Below are 16157 nucleotides of genomic sequence, written 5' to 3'. Positions count from 1 at the left end.
AATGAACGACTACATACAAAGCATGCGCCGCCTCATCGGACAAGAAACCTTGATTACCGTGGGCTGTGGAGCGATTATCGAAGATGAGCATGGCCGTATCCTGCTTCAGCGTCGGAAGGATCAGAATTTATCCTAGACTGGGCGCAAGGAAAAGAGACCCCCATCGTCAGATAAGCTCATTCATCAATATGTGAAAGGCTTGCTTCAACGATTCCTTGGGTACCTGCGCATATCGATCGCCGATGCTGACCTCAAAATAACAGCCTGCCCCGTTGTGATCATCCCGGAGATAATGGGTCAGGGCAACACCTGTCGCTTCACAGACGGAAAGCAAAAGCGGCTCCAGCTTCTCTTTTGGCATCTGCACATGGACGTGGAACATATTGGAGACGGGCTCCACCGGTCTGGTCGCAAAGAAACGGCATTCATTATAATAACGCGCAAGTTCTTTGGCGTCTTCACAGTACTTTGGAAACTGGTCTTTTCTCTGTTCAAAATAGTAATCTGCGCTTACGATATATGGATACAAACTGATCAAATCGCCTCCATGGCGTCTTTTCCATACCTTCGATTCCTTGGTAAAAGCTTCGTCGCCGGCGAGAATAGCTCCGGCGATCCCTCCGATCCCTTTGTAAAAGGACAGGTAGACACTATCAAACAAGGCGCAAACCTCGGCTGCTGTTTTTTGATAATACGGGAGAACCTCCAAGAGACGGGCTCCATCCAGATGGATCTTGATTCCCTTGTCGCGACAGTACCGGGAGATCGCTACCAGCTCCTCATAATCAGGCAACTGCCCGCCAATCTCGCGCTGGGGGAGTTCAATCAACAGGCAGGCAATCTCTTCCTTCATGCTCCTTACATCTTCTAGAGTAATCACTCTCTCTTTATCTGCCAAAAGAACGGCTTCGATCCCGTGCAGCTTTTTCAAGCCATCTTCCTCATGAATCTCCAGATGGCACAAGGGATGGTAGGCGACCCTCTTCACTCCGAGCTGGTCAGACCAAATTCTCATGGCAATTTGCTGGGCCATCGTGCCGCTCGGAAAAAACACCGCCGTTTCTTTTCCGAGAAACGTTGCCATTTTCGCTTGAAAATCTTCAATCAGTGGACCAGAACCGTAGATGTCGCTGTCTTGATGGTCCTCCCACTCGCTCAAGGCATCTTTCAAGACTTGCAGATTTCTCGCCCGGTGTCCGGTTAAAGGGTATGCAGCGCGATCATAGGCTTGTTGCAGACTTGTAGCTGGACTCATAGGGTACATCTCCTTTTCCGATTCAAAGGATGGGGTTATTCTCTCTCCTGAATATACACCCTCTTTCCTTTTGTAACAGCAATATTTCAAAATATAAGAAAAGAGTGAGGAAGCATGGGTCCGATTGACAAGCGAAATCGTCTTGATGAAGAGCCTTTTGGCTCCCGCATCGCCAAAAACAATTCGGTTTTTATCGACTATCAAGGCAAGCCGATAAAATCGCTGAAAGGTACCGAAGCCGAAAAATTTCTCCAAAAAATCAACGCCGCGCAGGATAGCAAGGAGGTACAGCTCCTCCTGGCAAAGATTACAGGAAACTTCAAAAGAGGCAATGAGCGCTTGGCTTCCACTAAGAATAAAAGATTTCCCTAGCATAATCCGGCAAAAAATGCACGGCTACACGCAGAGCTAACCGTTATTGTTAATGAGAAAGGAAGACAGGGACAATGAATTGGGGCACGAGAATGAACCAAGTGATCGATTATATCGAGGAAAATCTTGCAGAGGAGATCGTCTATTCGCAAATAGCTAAAATTGCCTGTTGCTCGATTTACCACTTCCAGCGCATGTTCTCTTCGATTACGGAGATTTCGCTGGCGGAGTACATCAGACGACGACGCCTCACTCTCGCCGCCTACGAGCTTCAGAGCAGCCCGATCAAAGTGGTAGATCTCGCGCTCAAGTACGGTTATGAGTCCCCCGAAGCATTCACCCGCGCCTTCCACAGCTTGCATGGCGTCACGCCGTCAGCCGCGAGACAGGCCGGAGTGAATCTCAAAGACTATCCTCGCCTGACCTTTCAATTCAGTATCAAAGGAGCTGTCGAAATGAATTACCGATTGGAAAAATTGGATGCCTTCCAGGTCGTCGGGGTCAAAGAAAGGGTCAACATGAAAGAAGCTTTTCACATCGTGCCGCAGCTTTGGGGACGCGCTCGGGAGCAGGGAACCTTTGAAACGCTGTGGAACGTTCGCCGTGAGGGACATCCCGTCCGCGGGATTCTGGGCGTATGCGCAGACGGTGACTTCGGCAAGAATGAAGCGTTTGACTACGTGCTATCAATCGTGTCCGATCAGAATCCGCCTGAAGGCATGACGAAGCTTGCCTTTCCCGAATCGACCTGGGTAGTCTTTGACGTGGGTGGGAACCCGATGGAAATGCAAAAGGCCTGGCAGCAATTCTACGCGGATTGGCTGCCAGCCTCTGCCTATGATCCAGCTTATTTGCCTGCGATCGAATGCTATTTGCCGCCCGAAGAAAATAAAAACGAGCTGTGGGTGCCTGTCGTCAGCAAGAGCGCTGAATAAGGAAGGAATCTGCCATCACCGCTTTTGCACCCTCACGACCGGAACCTTTCGCACTTCGTAGGTCCCCGTCAGCCATTGTTCCTGCAAGACATTCAGCTTCAGCAAACTGGCGATTTTCCCTGTGTCCGCCCTGGACATGAGACGCCAGAGCGAGGCGTCGGGCAAGGCGTTGTATACCTTGTCATCGTTGTACTCCCGCCGTTCCTGGTAGCTGATCGTCAAGGCGTACTCCTCTGTCTCGGCTTTGCCAGCCTCGGCGTATTGTTCCAACAGCTCGCTGCGCAGCAGATTTAACTCTTCCTCGACCTGCTTTTGTGTCTCTTTTAATTGATAGTATCGGGCCAAATGATTGTCCATTCGCTCGTCCCTCCATTTGGTTGCGTCTTCCTCATGGATGATATGACCAGCGGCAGGAGCGTAGAACCAAGGAGGAGTCAGATGTTTGTAAAAGTGTACAGGTATCGGATCAAACCTGAAGAAATACAGCAGCCATATCAGAGATTCCTGGACGTACCGGATTCAGAAGAAGACATACTAGAGGAAGATTACCTGCAAATGATGGATATACAATCTTGATATGAACAAAAAGACAGCCTCCCTTCCATGTTCATGTAGGAAAAGAGGCTGTCTTATGTTATGCCATCAGGCTTACTTTTGGATCATCGTGTTGATCGCTTCACCTGGATGCTTCACCAGGAAGGTGGAATACTCGACTTCCCAAGGATTCCATTTCCCTTCGCCTTGGTAGCCCCAGACGCTGTTGATGTGTGAAACCGTATCGGTGTTGTTGATTCCGACGATTCGTTGTTCCCCTACCAATTCAAAGGTTCCGTTGCCGTCCATGTCGATGGGGGCCAAGGCACCGAAAGGATACGAGTAGACGGTTGTCTCTTCGTTGCCTTTCTGGATTTTGCCGGCTTGATCGTACAGCTTGGCCGCGACGTAGACATCCTTGTTGGCGCTCACATCAATCGTCAGCGGCTTTTCCAGCTTGGAGCCTTTGCCCTCTACCTTGAAGCCGTCCACGAACTTGCCCTCATAACGAATTCCTTCGTTCTCCTCTTCACCGAAGATGACTGCCGGCTTGTTGTTCTCGAAAGTGGCAATGACGTGGTTGTAAATGCCGCCGCTTCCGCCTGTCGCAGTTTTCACGAACGCATCGGCGACTTTATCGCCGGTAAAGTCTACAAGTGTAAGCTCACCTTCATAACCGCCCAGATCCTTGATGTTCGTTTTGACGTAGGCTTTGGATTTGCCATCCTGTACAACGAGATTCATATGGGAGGCGTAAATGTCTTCTGCCTTTTCCTTTTCTCCGACCAGATATACGATGTCCTCTACTTGATCACCGTTTACATCCGCAGATTTTTTGTCGATGACGTACGTGTTTTTCTCCAATCCGACTTGAGCTGCAGCCGCGAACAGCTTCCCTTTCTCCGAGTCGGCGTGCGCCACTTTTGTATTCCCTACAGTCAATCCCGCCGCTCCTACAACACCTGCCAGCAGCAAGAATGTAACAGGCTTCATCCATTTGTTCTTCATCGTTATTTCCTCCCAGTTGTCTTCGTTACATAGACAACTATAAGACGAAACCCCTTTGCTTTCGTTACAAACGGTTTACGAACTGAAAACAAAATGGTAACAAACGTCTATTTCACGTTATCCAGCACGCTTTTGATATTCGCCGCCGAGTCTTGTCGCAGACTCAGATTATAATGCGCTCTGACCGCCTGGTAAACAGCATTCAGGTTCTTGCTGCTTTTGTTTTTGCGATAGGCAGCTACTTCCTTCGCAAACTTGGGATGATGAATCAGATCGCGGCTCCAGTCCCATGCACGAGGTTTTTTCGCATCCTTTCGTGCTTGATCCAGCATTTGAGCAAACCGGGAAATGAAATACGCATCTACCTTTTTCCGTGCTTGTTGATAGGCGGGCGTATAGCGCACAGCATTGGAATAGGGATCGACAGGCTCGCCATTCGCCTGGATCACGTCCGGGATGCGCACCGGAACCATGCCTGGCTTCAGCTTGATCTGATAATATTCCCATCCGGTCGAGGTCTTTTTCCCGGGCATAATCAGCATGAGAAAGGGTAATAGGCGATCGTACGCATACTCTTCCACGTACTCTGTCGGTCCAGGGTCTTTTCTCAGTGGAGACTGCGGATACAGATACCCCTCTCTGTCTACCACAAATCCCGGCAGCCCTACCTCCACGGCCCAGCGTACAGCCGTATCCTCCGAGTCTTTCAAGTCGATTCCTCCATGATAAGGACGAACCTGATTGAACATCCGGTAAAGGACTGTCGCCACAAATTCCTTCGTCGCGATTCCGTCATCGATTTCCTCCCACTTGACGTATCCCGCATCGACGAGTGGCTGCAGACGCGCATTCATCTGGATCTCTGCTCTTTTTTGCTCCAGCTCGCGTCTTTCCTCCCAAGAGATGTTCGGATCGGCTATGCGCTTGTTGAGTTCGTCCAAATCGGAATTCGCCGGGAAATGCGGTGGAAGAACAGCGATGAAATGATACATGTTCCAGAGGAATCCTTTTTTGTAGGATTGGAATTTAAGATTGAGGTCATACGACAGTTTGTGATACGTGTCGCCCTCGCGATCCATCAGATAATCTTTCTGAGCGTAATCCAGTTTTTGCGCAGGCGTTTGCGGATTGAGGATGTCGACCATTTCCACATTCAAAAACAGGTATTTTTCCGGATTTGGCGGAAGCTGGTACGTGATCCGATAACTCGAAGCTTCCGCTTTGGCAATGTCCGTAACGGGAACCATGCTGATAAAGGTCGACATGCAAATGGTACTTGCAAGCGCTGCCTTGAGTAACTTTTTCCCAAGCATAATAAAACCTTCCTTTTTTTCGCATTTAATCGATTAGACGAAAAAAGTTCAGTGAAGTTTCGCTGTGGAATGCCATACTTTCCGGATAACCAAGCACCAGATCAATTAACGACTTTCTTCTATCGCCTTTTTACTTTGTATAAAAGGAGATAGCAGAATGGAAAAGAAAAAAAGGAAGAAAACCCCAGGTGCAGCCCAGTAATGAATAAAAAACTCTATGCCTGTTACCATTGAAATAATCCCCATCACAAAGAACAACAATATTGTTGCGGTACCTCCAATCCCAAAGCTTATAAAGAAATGCTTTACTTTTAAACCAGCGCTTAATTTTTCCTGCAATTTTTGATCCCCCTTGATTAAATAGTCTAAACTGACACCATACAAATCACTGATTGCCACCAAGGTCATCAGATCAGGGACGCTTTTATTGTTTTCCCATTTGGAGACTGCTTGCGGAGTTACATGTAGCAATTCTGCCAATTCACTTTGTGATTGCTTTTCTTTTGCTCTCAAGCTTTTTATTTTCTCATGAAAGTTCATATTGTTCTCCTTTCCTTTTACCCACAACTTTATCTGATTCTGAGCAAAATGATCAATCAACCATTGGTTGTAGGCCGCATAAACGCTTCGTTTATATAACCGTCACCCCTAGAATTGCTTGGTTTATCGCATGAACTTCCGGAATTTATTGCGTTACTGTAGTTAAGTAATCGGAAAGTAAAAAAACGACCAGACGGCTTGCATCTGGTCGCTTTTTGCATGCTCTATACTTATTCACTTTCCGCAGTTGCAGCAACTGGGTCCAGACCCATATCCTCCAGCTTCGCGTAAATATCCTTCAGCTTGGGATTGCCCTCGCCGACAATTTCCCCGGAAATTACGACAAGCGGATACCATAAATCTTCCTCGATGATGCGCTTGGCCCAGTTTTTGTCTTCCTCTGTCTGCGGTTGTTGAAAATCACTGTAGGCGATCGTAATGCTGTCTGCTCCGTACTTGCGGGAAAGCGCCGCTTCAAGCCATTCCGCCGTCTCCTTGGCGGAAGGGAGATTGACGCAGCTCGCGCATAACTGCTCCGTCCCGTATACTTTGACTTCGACACTCATCGCTTTTGCCACCTGCCTATTCGTGCGCTGCCTTTTCTTAGGAGAGCGCTTGTTCCAGGTCCTCGATCAGATCCTGTACGTCCTCGATTCCGACAGAGATGCGAATCAAGCCGTCGGTAATTCCCAGCTCAGCGCGACGTTCTGCCGGAATAGAAGCGTGAGTCATCCGGGCAGGCACGCTGATCAGACTTTCGACTGCTCCCAGCGATTCAGCCAGCGTGAAGTACTTCACTTTTGCCAGCACTTCATCGGCGCGTTCCGCACTTCCCACGTCGAAGGAGATCATGCCGCCAAAGCCGCGTGCTTGTTTTTGGATCAGCTCATGACCGGAATGACCAGCCAGTCCCGGGTAAATCACACGCTTGATGTCGCTGCGCTCCGACAGCCATTTTGCCAGGGTGCGAGCATTTTGTTCATGCTCTTCCATGCGAATTCCCAGTGTTTTCATCCCGCGCAGCAAAATCCAGGAGTCCTGAGGACCGAGGATGCCGCCGATTGCGTTTTGCACGTAGTGAAGCTCTTCACCCAGTTGTGCGTCTTTTACCACGACCAGACCTGCTACGACGTCGCTGTGTCCTCCCAGGTATTTGGTCGCGCTATGGAATACGATATCGGCTCCCAGATCCAGCGGGTTTTGCCAGTACGGTGTCATAAAGGTATTGTCGACGACCAGCAGCACGCCTTTAGCCTTGGCGATCTCAGCCAGTGCGCCAATATCGCTTACTTTCAGCAATGGGTTGGTCGGCGTTTCCATGACGATCGCTTTCGTTTCCGGGCGAATCGCAGCCTCGACCGCCTTCAGATCGCTAGTATCGACATAGGTCGCATCCAGGCCCAGTCTGGAGAAAACGCGTGTCACGACCCGGTAGGTACCGCCGTATACGTCGTCGCCGACAACCAGATGATCGCCTTTATTGAACAGGGAAAGGATTGTCGAAAGGGCAGCCATGCCGGAACCAAACGCAAAACCGCGCGCTCCGCCCTCCAGTTCCGCAATATAGGTCTCCAGAGCATGGCGCGTCGGGTTCCCGGTGCGGGAGTACTCAAAGCCTTTGTGTACGCCAATCGCCTCTTGCTTGTAGGTGCTTACCTGATAAATCGGAACCGATACGGCTCCAGTATGGGGATCTCCCTCGATTCCGCCATGAATAAGACGCGTCTTGATTCTCATTTTATATGCCCCCTTGGTAGATTTTTTTGCTGAGATAGCGCTCGCTGCTGTCGGCGAACAATACGACGATGTTGGTTCCCGGTGCGGCTTCCTTGGCTTCCCGCAAAGCTGCTGCCATCGCGGCGCCTGCAGAGCTGCCCACCAGCATGCCTTCCTTGGCAGCCAGTTGTTTCACCAGATCAAACGCCTCGACATCCAGGATCGTGTGAATCGCGTCGAAATAGCTGGTGTCCATGAATGGCGGCAAAAACTCCATCCCGATCCCTTCTGTCTTGTGCGGCCCGGATTCGCCGCCGTTCAGAATGGACCCCTCTGGCTCGACAATCACTGTCTTGACGTTCGGGTTCTGCTCCTTGAGATAGCGAGCCGCCCCCATGAAGGTTCCGCCTGATCCTGCTCCGGCTACAAAGACCTGCACATTACCTTCCATTTGTTTCCAAATCTCCGGTCCTGTGGTCTTGTAATGCGCATCCGGGTTGGCAGGATTTGCGAATTGCTGGGGAACAAACGAGCCCGGAATCGATTCCGCCAGCTCTTTCGCCTTTGCAATGGCCCCTTTGATACCCAGCTCAGTCGGCGTATTGATGACTTCTGCCCCGAGCGCGCGCATCAACTCCTGCTTTTCCTCGGAAAACTTTTCAGGAACGCAGAAAATCACCTTGTAGCCCGTGCCAACAGCCGCAAGCGCCACCCCGATCCCGGTATTTCCTGCAGTCGGCTCGATGATGGTCCCGCCCGGCTTGAGCTCGCCGCTCTCCTCAGCCGCTCGGATCAGCTCCATCCCGAGTCTGTCCTTGACGCTTCCCCCTGGATTGAAATACTCCAGTTTGGCAAACAACCGGACGCCCTGCGGCAGCTCAAACTGCGTGATTTCCACGATCGGCGTGTTTCCGATCAGTTCTTTTACGTTGCGATATACATTCACGTCAATCTGACTCCTTATCACGTAGTAATTTCAGGTCTATTATAACATGTCATTTCTGTAAAAAGGGGATACACTGCACATGCAAAGCCCATCCTTGTGCAAAGTGCAGACCAGGCGCGGAAGCAATGGATTTCTCCTCGCGTAATGATTATAATAAAGAGAAGCTGGGAAAGGAGTGAATGAAGCATGGAAGTTATGGATCAAGTACAAGAAGTTCTCGATAAACTGCGTCCGTACCTGCAACGCGACGGCGGCGACGTACAACTCGTCGATGTCGAAGATGGCGTCGTGAAACTGCGCCTGATGGGTGCATGCGGAAGCTGCCCTTCGTCCACCATCACCCTGAAAGCCGGGATTGAACGCGCACTGATCGAAGAAATCCCTGGCATCAAGGAAGTACAACAAGTATTCTAAGCCGATACAGGCGTAGAAGCAGCTACGAATCCGTAGCTGCTTTTTTCATATCCAAAACCTCATTCAAAAACTCTATCACCTTAAGCCCGTATTCTTCAGGGTGCATCGCATAGCTGCGCACATGTCCTGCGCCCGGCACCAGCCACAGCCGCGAGCCCGGATCGCCCGCCAGAGCGTACAGGCGCTCACTGTTCACTGCTGGTACTGTAGCATCTGCTGTCCCGTGGATGAAAAATATCGGTTTGCCGGCCTGCCTCACCGCGTCATACGGCTTCACATCACCCGGATTGGCCCGCATCAGCACAGGTGTCAACGTGAGGATAAACCAATTGAAGGGAAAACGCGGCAGGCCCGTCCATTGCGGCAAATTCTCTTGCAAATACTCTTGCAGGGAGTAAAAAGGCGAATCGGCTACAATCGCCACAATGCGCGGATCGACTCCCCCCACGAGCAAAGAAGTGGCCGACCCCATCGAAAAACCGATCAGCCCCAAAGCATGTCCCGGTCTGGTAGACGCAACAAAGTCAATCGCCCCTAGCAAATCCTGCTGTTCGCGAAGCCCGATCGTCGTCAAGGCATCACTGGATTCACCCGCGTTGCGAAAATCGAACATCAGGACATCATAACCGTCACGCACCAGCCTGGCTGCCAGCGACAAGGCGGGCAAGTGCGGCTCCTGCCTGTTTTGACTGTAGCCATGGGAAAATATAATGGTTTTCCCACGAGAACGGCCCGTCTCCTTTTCCGCCGAAAAATACCAGCCCGCCAGCGAAATGCCCGCTTCCCGACTGGGAAAGCGCACATCCTCCACCTGATCCAAGCCGAAGTCCTTCGGCTCCATATCGATGGGCTTTCTTCGGGGATGTGTCAGCTTCCACGTCACCTGAAACGAAATCAAGCCGATCACAATGGCAACCACCAGCAATCCCGCTGCAATGCTGCAAAGAACCGTTACCATAGAGGTGTCAACGGCTCCCTTCCGCCTAGCACCTCGACGATATTGGCTGCTGCCAATCGTGCCATCTCTGCACGGGCTTGCAGGGTCGCACTGCCGATATGCGGAAGTGCTGTGAGATTGGGCAAACGAAGCAGCGGATGGTCCGGGCTGACAGGCTCCTGTGAAAAGACATCCAGTCCGGCAGCCCAGATCTGCTTGGTCACCAAAGCTTGATACAGCGCATTTTCATCCACCGTGCCTCCCCTGGACGCATTGACAAACACGGCTGTCGGCTTCATCAAAGAAAACTCTCGCTCGCCGATGAGCATCCGCGTTTCATCCGTCAAAGGGGTCAGCACTACGACATGGTCCGACTCCCGCAACAATGTATCCAGATCGACATGTACCGCCCCTGTTTTCGCTTCCGCCTCTGGTCTCGGACGGCGGTTATGGTACAGAATCTTCATTCCGAAGCCATTCGCCCTGCGCGCAACCGCCTCGCCGATCCTGCCCATTCCAATGATGCCCAAAGTCGTTCCGTATACGCTTTGCCCTGCCAGCAAGGACGGACTCCAGGAGGTCCACTCCCCGGCCAGTATAAAGCGGTTCGCTTCCGTCAAGCGGCGAGCCGTCGCCATCAACAGGGCAAAAGTCAGATCCGCCGTTGCTTCCGTCAACACGTCAGGCGTATTCGTGGCGATTACTCCGTGCTTTTTGCAGGCTTCCACGTCCAGATTGTCGTACCCGACTGCCATATTGGCGACGATCCGCAGATGGGAGGCATGCGCCAACAGCTCTTCATCCACCTTCTCCGTCAGCATGGTCAGAATCGCATCTGCACGCTGCGCTTTTTCCAGAAAAACCGCGCGCGGCATCGGAGCATCCTCCTGCCAGACATCTACCTCCCCCGCCGATTCCAGCAATTCGATGGCTTCATTCGCTACTTTTCTCGTCACGACGATCCAAGGCTTTTTCATTTTCCCGCCTCCACAACCAGTCAATTTGTGGAATGGACGTCCCGTACTGTTGTTCAATCACCTGCGGATACCGACGGAGTGCCTCTTCCATATGAACAAGCTCGTCTTCCAAGTGTGTATGCCAGATCTTCGCATCTACAGCCTCCCGCTCCTCATCCGGCAGCTCCTGGTACGTCTCCACCAGCTTGAGAAATCTTCCCGGATACAGCATCAGGCCATAAATGATCGGATACTCGCTCTCCAGCAGGGGTGAGACGCTGTTGTATCCCTCTATAAAACGGATGGCCGACTCATCCTTCCATCCATTGCGTCTGCTCTCTGCCTTGAGCCACTGGCCAATGTCGCGAGCGCGCATATCCAACACCCAGTTCCACTCGCCGCCCATCAGCCTGACTTCCTGTTCATTCCATAGCATATACCCTTGCTCAAAGTTTTGGTAGGCTACTTTTCCAAAAGATGCAGTCTCCTTGACCACCCGATCATAGCCTGCCGCGCTCAAATATTGGACGGCAGTCTCGCCTAATTGATGGACGTACGTATAGCTGGTAAGCAAAAATTCGTCCATCGGGGTCAGCTCTCCGCTCACTTCGTCCAGTTCATCGCGGTATTCGTTGTAGCGGCGAAGCTTGCGGCGCCACATGCTCGGCCAGCTTCCCAACGAGCTGTACGGAAGAAATAGTTTGTCCCCGGTAAAAGATGCTGTGGCCTTGTGAAAGCGAGCCAGCGACTGACCGCAGGCGTACACCGGGTCATCCAGCTGTCCTTCTCTCACTCCGCGATAGAGATAGCACATCGCATCTTCATAAAATGTATGGGGATGCCCTTCTTTTGTCTTGACCAGCTTCAGCATCCCGATCTCCTGCTGCTGGGTCAGATGCTTGCGAACCCGCTCGACAAGCTTGCTTTTATATTTGTAACCTGCCGGTGCTGTATACAGATAGAACAGTCCCTGGTCCGTCTCCAGTACCTTCTGGGCTCCGGATTCCCGCCATCCATTGATGGTGAATCCGTACTCCTCTTGCAAGAACTCCTTCTCGTCCATGAAATGTCGACCTCCTCACACACCATCTCACCGCGCTCAGCGAAGCTTTGTTTCGCATCGCGCATTCTTTCCCTGTGAAAGTGTATGTGCAGGCGACCGGATAGGTGCCTATCTCGATGCAGATACTATCCGCATGTGAAAAGAATTGGCTTTTTTTTAAGAGGAGGAAAATCTCATCTATGGGAGACCACGCCTTAAACAGCTCATCCTGCCTGCAGATTGTCATCGACCTCATGCAGCAGCGCGGCGTAACGCTGGATGATATTGCCGACATCGTGATGTTTCTGCAAAAAGACTACATTCCGGACCTCTCTCTGGACTATTGCAAGGAGAGCGTCTATTCCGTCCTGAATAAAAGGGAAGTGCAGAACGCGCTGCTCACCGGCATCCAACTGGATATACTGGGAGAAGAAAAAAAGCTGCTTCCACCGTTGCAGGCCATCATCGAGACGGATGAGCCTCTGTATGGCGTAGACGAGGTACTGGCACTCGCGATCGTCAACCTGTACGGAAGCATCGGCTTCACGAATTTTGGCTATGTAGACAAGCTGAAGTACGGAAAGCTGGCGCAGCTCAATGACAAGCGAGCAGGAGTCCATACCTTCCTTGACGATCTGGTCGGCGCAGTCGCCGCAGCCGTATCGCTCATCGTCAAAAGCAGGAAGAAGAATGCTTAAGCCTTGATTCGCAGCAGCCACTCGGCTAAATCCTCTGCCACATGCGTAGGCCGGACAGCATGGCGCTGGGCATCCTCTCGCGTGGAATAACCGGTCAAGACGAGCAGGCTGTCCAGCCCGCTGTTGGCGCCTGCTTCGATATCCGTATGCAGATTATCCCCGACGATCAGCGTGTCTCCTGTATGAGTGCCCAGCTTGCCCAAGGCGTAGCGGACGATGATCGGCTCCGGCTTGCCGATGAATGTCGCTTTGGCACCGGAGGCTACCTCTACCGCCGCTACCAATGATCCGTTGCCTGGGATCAGCCCATGATTCGACGGCAATGCGGCATCTCCATTCGTGGCGATCAGGGCGGCACCGTTTCGCACCGCGCGTGCCGCAATCGCCAGCTTCTCATAGGAAAATTCCTTGTCGATCCCGACCACCACGAATTTCGGCTCCTCTTCAGTCAGGATAAATCCGCGACTGAGCAGCTCCGTACGCAGCCCCTCTTCCCCGATGACGTACACTTCGGCTTGATCTGCTTGCTCGGACAAATACTGGGCAGTCGCCATGCTGGACGTGTATACCTCATCCGCTGTCGCCTCAATGCCCATTTGCTGAAGACGCTTCGCCACTTGCTGCGGTGTCGCCGACGAATTATTGGTCAAAAACAAATACGGGATCTGCTCTTCTCGCAAATGTGCAAGAAAGGCTTCTGCCCCTGGCACCGCTTCCGTCCCGCGGTAGATGGTGCCATCCAGATCGAGCAAATAGCCCTTGTAGTTTTTACTATTCATTTGGGTACTCCTTTTTAAGTAGGAATCTGTAATACCGATAGGCTTGTCCTCACACGTCGGGAAACAAGGTCTCCCACAGCAAAAAAACGTTCAAGAAGACCACCAGAGAGGCAACAATCCAAGCAAAGAACGTCGTTACACGGTGGTTCACCAAGGCGCCCATAATCTTTTGACTGCTGGTGAAAAGGATCAACGGCACCAGTGCAAACGCAATGCCGAAGGACAGGATCACCTGACTCATTACCAGGGCATTCGTCGGATTGACGCCCCAAATCATGATGAGCAATGGCGGGATCATGGTAATGGCCCGGCGAATGTACAAATTGATCTTTTTCTTGATAAACCCTTGCATGACGATGTCGCCGGACAATGTACCGACTGCAGAGCTTGACAATCCGGCTATCAGCAGTCCCAGCCCGAATGAGATGGAAGCGACCGGACCGACATAATGTTGCAGTTCGTAAAAGGCTTGCTGCAAATCCTCCACGAACAAGCCATGCTTGTAAAACAATGCTGCTGATACGACCAGCATGCTCATGTTGATAGCTCCAGCGATAATCATTGCTATTATAATATCGATAAATTCGAATTTGAATATTTGTTTGCTTTCTTCATCATTCTTTCCCACCACGCGATTTTGCGTCAAGGAAGAGTGCAGATAAATGGCGTGCGGCATAACAGTAGCACCCAGGATCCCGGCAGCCAAGAGGATGCTGTCCGTACCCTGAAAGCGCGGAACGAAGATGCTTTTCGCCATGGCTGCCAGATCAGGCTTTACCAGAAAGGTTTGGACTGCAAACGCCAGCACGACGGCAAAGACCATGACCACAATCACTGCCTCGAAGGAGCGGAATCCTCGTCGTTGAACCTCCAGAATGGCAAAAGAAGCAATCGCAGTAACGATGGCAGCCAGCACGAGGTCAAGGTGAAACAATAGGTGCAATCCGAGTGCTGCTCCGATGAACTCTGCCAAATCCGTCGCAATGATGACCAGTTCGGCCTGAGCCCACAAGAAGATGGCTACGGATCTAGGCAGCCTTTCCCTTGCCACCTCAGGCAAGTTTTTTCTCGTGGCGATGCCCAGCTTTGCGGACAAGCTTTGAATCAGAACGGCCATGACATTGGAGACGACGATCACCCATAGCAAGAGATATCCGTACTTGGACCCCGCCGTAATGTTTGTTGCGAAATTGCCGGGATCGATATAGGCTACCGCTGCTATAAATGCGGGACCCAAAAAAGGAAGGAGCCTTCTGATGCCCCAACTCTCCCCTCGCAGCGTCGCCTGAGCGTTGCGGGCCGTCTTGTTCCCATTTTTGTCCGTCACTTTTATCCATCCTTATACTTTGCATTTTCCCTGCACGTATTGTGTAGAATTCCCCAAAAGGACAAAAAAAGCCAAAATCCACTCAACCATCAAGTGGATTTTGGCTTTCCCGGTTCCAGCTTTACTTTGCTTCTTTGATCTCGAACACGCATTTTTCGCCGCCTTTGGCCATGCACGAGGTCTGCTCGACATTGGCTTTGAGCACGCGGCGGAACAGCGAAAGCTCGCAGCTGCATGCCTGATTGTACTCACGGGCAACTTGCGAAATGGGACAGTTAAATTCTTGGATGCGGTAGCCGTCTCCGGATTCGACCTTTTCCCATTCCACCATATAGCCTTTGTCATTTTGCAGCTCGGCCAACTTGGCTACACGTTCTTCCAAATCTCCCTGAATCTGCGGCCGGTAGGTTTCCTCCAGACGATTCTCACGGCGGCGAAAAAGCATTTCCACTTTTCCCATGCCGTCCATGTCTTGCAAATCCCGAAGAAAATCTAGCGTCAAATGAGAATAATTGCGCGGAAACAATTCATCTGCTTCCTGCGACAAGGAATAAACGTTTGTTGGGCGTCCCATCGCTTGCCGAACCAAGGTAGACTTGATCAAGCTATCCCGTTCCAATGTATTTAGATGACGTCTCACCGCCATCTCCGTGATGCCAAGATCGACTGCCATGTCGCTGACTGAGAGCGACCCTCTGACCTTTAGCATGTGCAAGATCTGATCGCGGGTGGACGTTCCTTCATTTGTCATACGTATCACCGCCCTTTCTCTTTATTGTAGCGGATTTCGACACGTTAGTAAACTAATGAAAGGGTTTTGTATAAAAAATCCGCTTACCTGCTTAGAATAGCTCTTTTTCAAGATAAGTACGGACTGCTGGTTCGAATTCACGCAGAGTGGAAAGCGAATCCTGTACAACCTCATACATCTCGCCGGCAGGCACAGTCGTGTAATCGTTGACCAGATGCTTGCGGAAGTCAGTGACACGGGTTAGAATTCGGGCTTGCTGCTCGGTAATGACCTGCTCATCGCGCAGAATTTCGACAATATCGCTGTAGCTTCCAGGGTCGCGCATGATAAATCCGTCGATCAACGCATTGCCGACATCGATGACCGCTTCAATTGACAGATGCAGACCGCGCTCCATCGCAGCCGTCGCCACCTCGTCTGCCAGTACCGCATCCTTGCCGCGGCCACTCAGCTTTTCCAACAAATTTATCATCTTATTCATATGGGTAAAAACTTGATCGATACGTTTTGTATTTACATCATACATGTGATTTCACCTATTTCCGCTTTTTTGCTTTTCGCTTTGCGTAAAAAATGGTAATTGCGAATGTGAGAACAAGGACGAGAAGAACCAATTCCCCTTCCTGCAGGTAGG

Annotated in this window: 20 protein-coding genes; 5 read left to right on the top strand and 15 right to left on the bottom strand. The window is 51.2% G+C overall.

Annotation, left to right across the window (positions count from 1 at the left end):
• Position 1 precedes the first annotated feature (1 nt).
• Positions 2-136 carry an NUDIX hydrolase gene (locus EDM58_RS26200; RefSeq protein WP_023558244.1) on the top strand — a complete coding sequence of 45 codons (135 nt, stop codon included), beginning with the start codon at positions 2-4 and terminating at the stop codon, positions 134-136.
• A 30-nt stretch (positions 137-166) separates the two neighbouring features.
• Here EDM58_RS26200 and EDM58_RS13480 read toward each other — a convergent pair whose 3' ends face one another.
• Positions 167-1255: a threonine aldolase family protein gene (locus EDM58_RS13480; RefSeq protein ID WP_122913777.1), complete on the bottom strand. Its 1089-nt coding sequence runs from the start codon at positions 1253-1255 to the stop codon at positions 167-169.
• Between the two features lie 114 nt (positions 1256-1369).
• Between EDM58_RS13480 and EDM58_RS13475 the strand changes: the two genes are divergently transcribed.
• Positions 1370-1627: a hypothetical protein gene (locus EDM58_RS13475; protein WP_023558246.1), complete on the top strand. Its 258-nt coding sequence runs from the start codon at positions 1370-1372 to the stop codon at positions 1625-1627.
• Positions 1628-1701: 74 nt separating this feature from the next.
• Positions 1702-2562 carry an AraC family transcriptional regulator gene (locus EDM58_RS13470; RefSeq protein WP_023558247.1) on the top strand — a complete coding sequence of 287 codons (861 nt, stop codon included), beginning with the start codon at positions 1702-1704 and terminating at the stop codon, positions 2560-2562.
• Between the two features lie 15 nt (positions 2563-2577).
• Here the strand turns inward: EDM58_RS13470 and EDM58_RS13465 are convergent, their stop codons facing one another.
• From EDM58_RS13465 to cysK, 7 genes are all read right to left on the bottom strand, one after another.
• The gene (locus tag EDM58_RS13465) at positions 2578-2919 is read right to left on the bottom strand and encodes a hypothetical protein (RefSeq protein ID WP_023558248.1); all 342 of its coding nucleotides are present in this window, start codon (positions 2917-2919) and stop codon (positions 2578-2580) included.
• 291 nt (positions 2920-3210) lie between these two features.
• Positions 3211-4104: a hypothetical protein gene (locus EDM58_RS13460; RefSeq protein ID WP_023558250.1), complete on the bottom strand. Its 894-nt coding sequence runs from the start codon at positions 4102-4104 to the stop codon at positions 3211-3213.
• A gap of 107 nt (positions 4105-4211) precedes the next feature.
• Positions 4212-5417: a hypothetical protein gene (locus EDM58_RS13455; RefSeq protein WP_023558251.1), complete on the bottom strand. Its 1206-nt coding sequence runs from the start codon at positions 5415-5417 to the stop codon at positions 4212-4214.
• A gap of 105 nt (positions 5418-5522) precedes the next feature.
• Positions 5523-5957 carry a helix-turn-helix domain-containing protein gene (locus tag EDM58_RS13450; protein WP_023558252.1) on the bottom strand — a complete coding sequence of 145 codons (435 nt, stop codon included), beginning with the start codon at positions 5955-5957 and terminating at the stop codon, positions 5523-5525.
• A gap of 230 nt (positions 5958-6187) precedes the next feature.
• The gene (locus EDM58_RS13445; protein ID WP_023558253.1) at positions 6188-6523 is read right to left on the bottom strand and encodes a YuzD family protein; all 336 of its coding nucleotides are present in this window, start codon (positions 6521-6523) and stop codon (positions 6188-6190) included.
• A gap of 37 nt (positions 6524-6560) precedes the next feature.
• Positions 6561-7694 carry a bifunctional cystathionine gamma-lyase/homocysteine desulfhydrase gene (locus tag EDM58_RS13440; protein WP_122913776.1) on the bottom strand — a complete coding sequence of 378 codons (1134 nt, stop codon included), beginning with the start codon at positions 7692-7694 and terminating at the stop codon, positions 6561-6563.
• A 1-nt stretch (position 7695) separates the two neighbouring features.
• Positions 7696-8619, bottom strand: coding sequence for a cysteine synthase A (gene cysK / locus EDM58_RS13435; RefSeq protein ID WP_122913775.1), 924 nt, complete (start codon positions 8617-8619; stop codon positions 7696-7698).
• 186 nt (positions 8620-8805) lie between these two features.
• Between cysK and EDM58_RS13430 the strand changes: the two genes are divergently transcribed.
• Positions 8806-9033 (top strand): NifU family protein, encoded by a 228-nt coding sequence (locus EDM58_RS13430; RefSeq protein ID WP_122913774.1) that lies wholly within the window; start codon positions 8806-8808, stop codon positions 9031-9033.
• 22 nt (positions 9034-9055) lie between these two features.
• On the opposite strand, the gene EDM58_RS13425 is transcribed toward EDM58_RS13430, so the two are convergent.
• The 3 genes from EDM58_RS13425 to EDM58_RS13415 are packed head-to-tail and all read right to left on the bottom strand — an operon-like array spanning position 9056 to position 11989.
• On the bottom strand, positions 9056-9991 hold the full coding sequence (locus tag EDM58_RS13425; protein WP_122913773.1) for an alpha/beta hydrolase: 936 nt from the start codon (positions 9989-9991) through the stop codon (positions 9056-9058).
• Positions 9985-10947 (bottom strand): 2-hydroxyacid dehydrogenase, encoded by a 963-nt coding sequence (locus EDM58_RS13420; RefSeq protein WP_023558258.1) that lies wholly within the window; start codon positions 10945-10947, stop codon positions 9985-9987. Before EDM58_RS13420 ends, EDM58_RS13425 begins: the two co-directional genes overlap by 7 nt.
• Positions 10904-11989: a hypothetical protein gene (locus tag EDM58_RS13415; protein WP_122913772.1), complete on the bottom strand. Its 1086-nt coding sequence runs from the start codon at positions 11987-11989 to the stop codon at positions 10904-10906. Before EDM58_RS13415 ends, EDM58_RS13420 begins: the two co-directional genes overlap by 44 nt.
• A 179-nt stretch (positions 11990-12168) precedes the next feature.
• Between EDM58_RS13415 and EDM58_RS13410 the strand changes: the two genes are divergently transcribed.
• Positions 12169-12666 (top strand): phosphatidylglycerophosphatase A family protein, encoded by a 498-nt coding sequence (locus EDM58_RS13410; RefSeq protein WP_122913771.1) that lies wholly within the window; start codon positions 12169-12171, stop codon positions 12664-12666.
• On the opposite strand, the gene EDM58_RS13405 is transcribed toward EDM58_RS13410, so the two are convergent.
• The 4 genes from EDM58_RS13405 to hepT form a co-directional block, all read right to left on the bottom strand.
• Entirely contained in the window at positions 12663-13445 is a 783-nt protein-coding gene (locus tag EDM58_RS13405) for a TIGR01457 family HAD-type hydrolase (RefSeq protein WP_023558261.1), read from the bottom strand. The genes EDM58_RS13410 and EDM58_RS13405 overlap by 4 nt on opposite strands.
• 49 nt (positions 13446-13494) lie before the next feature.
• The gene (locus tag EDM58_RS13400) at positions 13495-14772 is read right to left on the bottom strand and encodes an Nramp family divalent metal transporter (protein WP_023558262.1); all 1278 of its coding nucleotides are present in this window, start codon (positions 14770-14772) and stop codon (positions 13495-13497) included.
• A 121-nt stretch (positions 14773-14893) separates the two neighbouring features.
• Complete coding sequence (locus EDM58_RS13395) at positions 14894-15523, bottom strand: helix-turn-helix transcriptional regulator (RefSeq protein ID WP_023558263.1); 630 nt, start codon at positions 15521-15523, stop codon at positions 14894-14896.
• 91 nt (positions 15524-15614) lie between these two features.
• A complete protein-coding gene (hepT, locus tag EDM58_RS13390; protein WP_246000716.1) occupies positions 15615-16004 on the bottom strand; it encodes a type VII toxin-antitoxin system HepT family RNase toxin in 390 nt (129 codons plus the stop codon).
• Positions 16005-16157: the final 153 nt, after the last annotated feature.

The sequence above is a fragment of the Brevibacillus panacihumi genome (genome assembly GCF_003710985.1).
GTDB classification, from domain to species: Bacteria; Bacillota; Bacilli; order Brevibacillales; family Brevibacillaceae; genus Brevibacillus; species Brevibacillus panacihumi.
Note: the sequence above shows the minus strand (reverse complement) of the source record. Positions and strands in the feature narration are given on the sequence as shown.

Coding starts and splice junctions, on each gene's coding strand:
- EDM58_RS26200 (WP_023558244.1), top strand. CDS start 2: ATGAACGACTACATACAAAGCATGCGCCGCCTCATCGGACAAGAAACC.
- EDM58_RS13480 (WP_122913777.1), bottom strand. CDS start 1,255: ATGAGTCCAGCTACAAGTCTGCAACAAGCCTATGATCGCGCTGCATAC.
- EDM58_RS13475 (WP_023558246.1), top strand. CDS start 1,370: ATGGGTCCGATTGACAAGCGAAATCGTCTTGATGAAGAGCCTTTTGGC.
- EDM58_RS13470 (WP_023558247.1), top strand. CDS start 1,702: ATGAATTGGGGCACGAGAATGAACCAAGTGATCGATTATATCGAGGAA.
- EDM58_RS13465 (WP_023558248.1), bottom strand. CDS start 2,919: ATGGACAATCATTTGGCCCGATACTATCAATTAAAAGAGACACAAAAG.
- EDM58_RS13460 (WP_023558250.1), bottom strand. CDS start 4,104: ATGAAGAACAAATGGATGAAGCCTGTTACATTCTTGCTGCTGGCAGGT.
- EDM58_RS13455 (WP_023558251.1), bottom strand. CDS start 5,417: ATGCTTGGGAAAAAGTTACTCAAGGCAGCGCTTGCAAGTACCATTTGC.
- EDM58_RS13450 (WP_023558252.1), bottom strand. CDS start 5,957: ATGAACTTTCATGAGAAAATAAAAAGCTTGAGAGCAAAAGAAAAGCAA.
- EDM58_RS13445 (WP_023558253.1), bottom strand. CDS start 6,523: ATGAGTGTCGAAGTCAAAGTATACGGGACGGAGCAGTTATGCGCGAGC.
- EDM58_RS13440 (WP_122913776.1), bottom strand. CDS start 7,694: ATGAGAATCAAGACGCGTCTTATTCATGGCGGAATCGAGGGAGATCCC.
- EDM58_RS13430 (WP_122913774.1), top strand. CDS start 8,806: ATGGAAGTTATGGATCAAGTACAAGAAGTTCTCGATAAACTGCGTCCG.
- EDM58_RS13425 (WP_122913773.1), bottom strand. CDS start 9,991: ATGGTAACGGTTCTTTGCAGCATTGCAGCGGGATTGCTGGTGGTTGCC.
- EDM58_RS13420 (WP_023558258.1), bottom strand. CDS start 10,947: ATGAAAAAGCCTTGGATCGTCGTGACGAGAAAAGTAGCGAATGAAGCC.
- EDM58_RS13415 (WP_122913772.1), bottom strand. CDS start 11,989: ATGGACGAGAAGGAGTTCTTGCAAGAGGAGTACGGATTCACCATCAAT.
- EDM58_RS13410 (WP_122913771.1), top strand. CDS start 12,169: ATGGGAGACCACGCCTTAAACAGCTCATCCTGCCTGCAGATTGTCATC.
- EDM58_RS13405 (WP_023558261.1), bottom strand. CDS start 13,445: ATGAATAGTAAAAACTACAAGGGCTATTTGCTCGATCTGGATGGCACC.
- EDM58_RS13395 (WP_023558263.1), bottom strand. CDS start 15,523: ATGACAAATGAAGGAACGTCCACCCGCGATCAGATCTTGCACATGCTA.
- hepT (WP_246000716.1), bottom strand. CDS start 16,004: ATGAATAAGATGATAAATTTGTTGGAAAAGCTGAGTGGCCGCGGCAAG.